The following is a 3,821-nucleotide window of genomic DNA, read 5'->3' on the forward strand; positions in this document are numbered from 1 at the left end:
GATGACACACATAACCCTTATAGTAGATAATGTATGCATTTGATCATAATTTTAAACAAATGTCGATCTGTTTAAATTTTAATCGATCGCTGCTCTAGAGGCTGTCGTCATTTAATAATCTTGATAACGGTCCTGCGGTTAGCTTTTTTACCATCCTCTGACTCATTAGAAGCAACAGGATGATTAGCCCCATACCAGGTTACTGACAGTAGACCAGTCCGCAACCCCTGACTTTGCAGATAACCTTCAACAGCCTTGGCTCGTGCTTCGGATACCGCATTGTTATAGGATTTGCGTCCGGTATCATCCGTATATCCTGCTATTTTAAGTTTCTTAACCTGCCGATCTGCACGGCAGTATTCTACGATTCTTTTTAACTGTTGTTTTGCTTCATCACTTAATTCAAAGCTATCCGTATCGAAATGAACGACCGTATTTTTTACGCTATCGTAATCAAAAGGCAGTAAACTGGCTAAGCAACGCTGATATTTAGAATACACCTTTTGAAAGCGTATAGGGGAAAGTGACACCGAGACAGGAAATCCCTGCTCAGAACGGTAGTTAAATTTCGCCTGGAAACCTTCAGCAAGGTAGGTGAGAACCTTAAGGGCAGGCTCACGAGATAAATAAAGCCCATATTGCCCGGGACTGACCGTAGTTTTGCTAATGAAGAACGTTTTGTCATGGGGTTTCCAAATTGGGGGAGCCGCGTGAACCGTAGCCGGGAGCGGTTTTTCTACTTGCTGCCACTTACTTAAAATAAAATGCGGCGACTTGGCAGCATATTGCTCAAAATAGGCAATGCCATAGTTTGGGATAGTCAGTGATAACCCACAACGGAGGCGATTACCGCTCATTCGCCAATTTTCATCGCCCATAGGACTTGCGTAGTCAACCTTAACCATCGCAAAGGAAACCAGAGGTATCCAAAATAAAATTGCAACCTTCCCCAACCATCTGATAACAACATGCTTAGATGTCATTTTTTGCTCATCCAGTTTTAGCAATTCATGTTATGCTTCAAATATCGGCAGATTAACTGGAAGCTTTATTGTGGAATTAACAATTACCCAGCCGGATGACTGGCATGTCCATTTTCGTGATGGTTTATACCTGGAGCATACCGTAGCGGCTACCGCCCGGCATTTTGCACGCGCCCTGGTGATGCCTAATCTCAAACCAGCGCTTACTTCTGTAGAAGCCGTCATTGATTACCGCAAACGTATACTCTCTACCTTGAATGCCAATACAGCCTTCAACCCCTTAATGACCTTATATTTAAATGAGCAAGTCACGCCCGATGAGCTGCAAAAAATAACAAATTTCCCTTATATCGTAGGAGCAAAGCTTTATCCTGCTGGAGCCACCACTAATTCTGAGGAGGGAGCTCACTCCTTACGCGCCCTCTATCCCTTGTTTGAAATTATGCAGGGAGAAAATCTGGTGCTGCAAATTCATGGAGAAGTAACCCATGGTGACATTTTTCAGCGGGAAGCGGAATTCCTCAGCACCAGCCTTTCACCTTTGATACGAGATTTCCCCAACCTTCGCATTATCCTTGAACATGTTTCCACTCGGGCTGCCGTAGATTTTGTTAGCCAGGCGCCGGAAACTGTAGCAGCCACGATTACACCGCATCATTTGATTTACAACCGTAACCATCTATTGGCTGGCGGCATAAAACCTCATTACTATTGTTTGCCTATATTAAAAAAAGAAACGGATCAAAGAGCCCTGCAACAGGCTGCTATCAGCGGAAATCGGAAATTTTTTGCCGGCACCGATAGTGCGCCGCATGCCATTGCCAACAAGGAAAGCGCCTGTGGCTGCGCTGGAATTTTTTCTGCACCTTATGCAGTGGCCCTCTATACGCAGGTTTTTGAGCAATTAAATCACCTGCAGGGACTTGAACCTTTTTTGAGCCGATTTGGTGCGGAGTTTTATCAGTTTCCAGTTAATAAATCCTTGATTACCCTAAGAAAAAAAGCGCAACTTATCCCTGCAAAACTTCCCTTTGGAACAGAACAGGTTATCCCTGTCGCAGCCGGAGAAACCTTGCAATGGAGCATCGATGAATCTGAGTAACCGTGTTTTATGCGCCGAATTAAAGGATCGCTTTCGCGGCTTTTTACCGGTTGTGGTGGATATTGAGACAGCCGGCATCAACCCGCTGAAAAACGCCCTGCTGGAAGCATGCGTTGTCCTTATTAATATAACCGAAGAAGGGCTTTTTATCCCCCAATCCACTTACTTTGAGCATATCCTGCCCTTTGAGGGTGCTGAACTGGATGCCAAATCCCTGGAATTTATCCAGGTAGACCCCTACCAGCCATTGCGCTTTGCGATTGATGAAAAACAAGCTTTACAAAATTTATTTGCCCCTATTAATCAAGCGCTGAAAAGAAGCAAATGCCAGCGTGCTGTTCTGGTTGGCCACAATGCCTGGTTTGATTTACTGTTTATCAAAGAGGCGGTCAAACGAACCGGTATTCCTTCTCCCTTCCACTCTTTTACCTGTTTTGACACCGCTACACTGGCAGGATTCTTGTACGGACAGACTGTATTAGCCAAGGCAGCAAGGGCGGCTGGTATTGAATTTGACACTAATGAAGCCCATTCGGCCATCTATGACGCTGAGAAAACAGCGGAGTTATTCTGCGCCATGCTCAATACATGGCACAGACAATTATCAGTCCCTTATAAGGAATCAGAATAAGAGGATAAATATTCTGCCACACCCTTTGGAGAGGCTTTCATTCCCGCCTTGCCTTTTTGCCAGCCAGCAGGGCACACTTCTCCGTGCTCTTCAAAAAATTGAACCGCATCAATAATACGCAGTAACTCATCAATGTTACGGCCAATGGGCAAATCATTAACAATCTGCGAACGCACCACGCCGTTTTTATCAATGATAAATGCGCCCCGGAAAGCAACACCAGCAACAGGATGCTCTACACCGTAAGATTGACAAATCGTATGGGTCATATCAGCAGCCATAGTAAAACTAACAGGACCAATCCCGCCATCTTTCACTGCTGTATTGCGGTAAGCGTTGTGAGTAAATTGCGAATCAATTGAAACAGCAACTACTTCCACATTGCGGCTTTTGAACTCATCCATGCGATGGTGCAGGGCAATTAACTCAGAAGGACAAACAAAGGTGAAATCCAGGGGATAGAAAAACACTAAACCGTATTTTTCCTTGATATGATCATGTAAATTAAACTTATCAGCAATTTCGCCATTGCCAAGCACTGCTGGAACAGTAAAATCAGGGGCCTTGCGCCCGACTAAAACACTCATCTAAATTTCTCCTTGATTAAAGTTCGATTGCTTCACGTAATAAAGATTCCAAATCGCCCTGCTGGTAAAGTTCAGCAATGATGTCTGAGCCACCAATCAGTTCTCCTTTTACATAGAGCTGAGGAAAGGTAGGCCAATCGGCATATTGCGGCAATGTCTGGCGAATATCAGGATTGGCAAGAACGTCAACATAGGCAAAATTTACACCACAAGCATCAATGCATTGTACCGCTCGTGCGGAAAAGCCACATTGAGGCATTTTGGGTGTGCCTTTCATATACAATAATATGGTATTTTCTGCAATTTGCTGCTTAATTTTCTCAATTGTATCCACTGAGCACCTGTCTAAATAAAAAAACCATCCTAATTATGGCGAAAATGAGATCAATTCGCAACTAACCTTGCAAAACAGGGCTGCCGCACGTGTTGAATCACATTAAAGGTAACCCGACCCAAAATTAAACAAGTCTAAAAAAGCATTCGTTGCATCACAATTAAGGTAACCCGAGATTGTGGAG

5 protein-coding genes are annotated in these 3,821 nt (G+C 44.1%); 2 read left to right on the forward strand and 3 right to left on the reverse strand.

Going from position 1 to position 3,821, the window contains the following annotated elements:
• Positions 1-107: 107 nt before the first annotated feature.
• On the reverse strand, positions 108-983 hold the full coding sequence (locus E1O65_RS12305; RefSeq protein WP_207384255.1) for an OmpA family protein: 876 nt from the start codon (positions 981-983) through the stop codon (positions 108-110).
• Between the two features lie 67 nt (positions 984-1,050).
• Here E1O65_RS12305 and pyrC point away from each other — a divergent pair, with 67 nt between their 5' ends.
• Complete coding sequence (gene pyrC / locus E1O65_RS12310) at positions 1,051-2,085, forward strand: dihydroorotase (RefSeq protein WP_133133888.1); 1,035 nt, start codon at positions 1,051-1,053, stop codon at positions 2,083-2,085.
• Positions 2,072-2,716 carry a ribonuclease T gene (gene rnt / locus E1O65_RS12315; RefSeq protein WP_133133889.1) on the forward strand — a complete coding sequence of 215 codons (645 nt, stop codon included), beginning with the start codon at positions 2,072-2,074 and terminating at the stop codon, positions 2,714-2,716. Before pyrC ends, rnt begins: the two co-directional genes overlap by 14 nt.
• Here the strand turns inward: rnt and E1O65_RS12320 are convergent.
• Both E1O65_RS12320 and grxD read right to left on the reverse strand, forming a co-directional pair.
• On the reverse strand, positions 2,698-3,303 hold the full coding sequence (locus E1O65_RS12320) for a peroxiredoxin (RefSeq protein WP_133133890.1): 606 nt from the start codon (positions 3,301-3,303) through the stop codon (positions 2,698-2,700). The genes rnt and E1O65_RS12320 overlap by 19 nt on opposite strands.
• A 16-nt stretch (positions 3,304-3,319) precedes the next feature.
• Positions 3,320-3,637, reverse strand: coding sequence for a Grx4 family monothiol glutaredoxin (grxD, locus tag E1O65_RS12325; RefSeq protein WP_133133891.1), 318 nt, complete (start codon positions 3,635-3,637; stop codon positions 3,320-3,322).
• Positions 3,638-3,821: the final 184 nt, after the last annotated feature.

This window comes from Legionella sp. W10-070 (assembly GCF_900640175.1).
GTDB lineage: Bacteria > Pseudomonadota > Gammaproteobacteria > Legionellales > Legionellaceae > Tatlockia.

Bases quoted from the DNA above. Each gene is read 5' to 3' on its own strand.
- E1O65_RS12320 (WP_133133890.1), bottom strand. From the start codon at position 3,303: ATGAGTGTTTTAGTCGGGCGCAAGGCCCCTGATTTTACTGTTCCAGCA.
- rnt (WP_133133889.1), top strand. From the start codon at position 2,072: ATGAATCTGAGTAACCGTGTTTTATGCGCCGAATTAAAGGATCGCTTT.
- E1O65_RS12305 (WP_207384255.1), bottom strand. From the start codon at position 983: ATGACATCTAAGCATGTTGTTATCAGATGGTTGGGGAAGGTTGCAATT.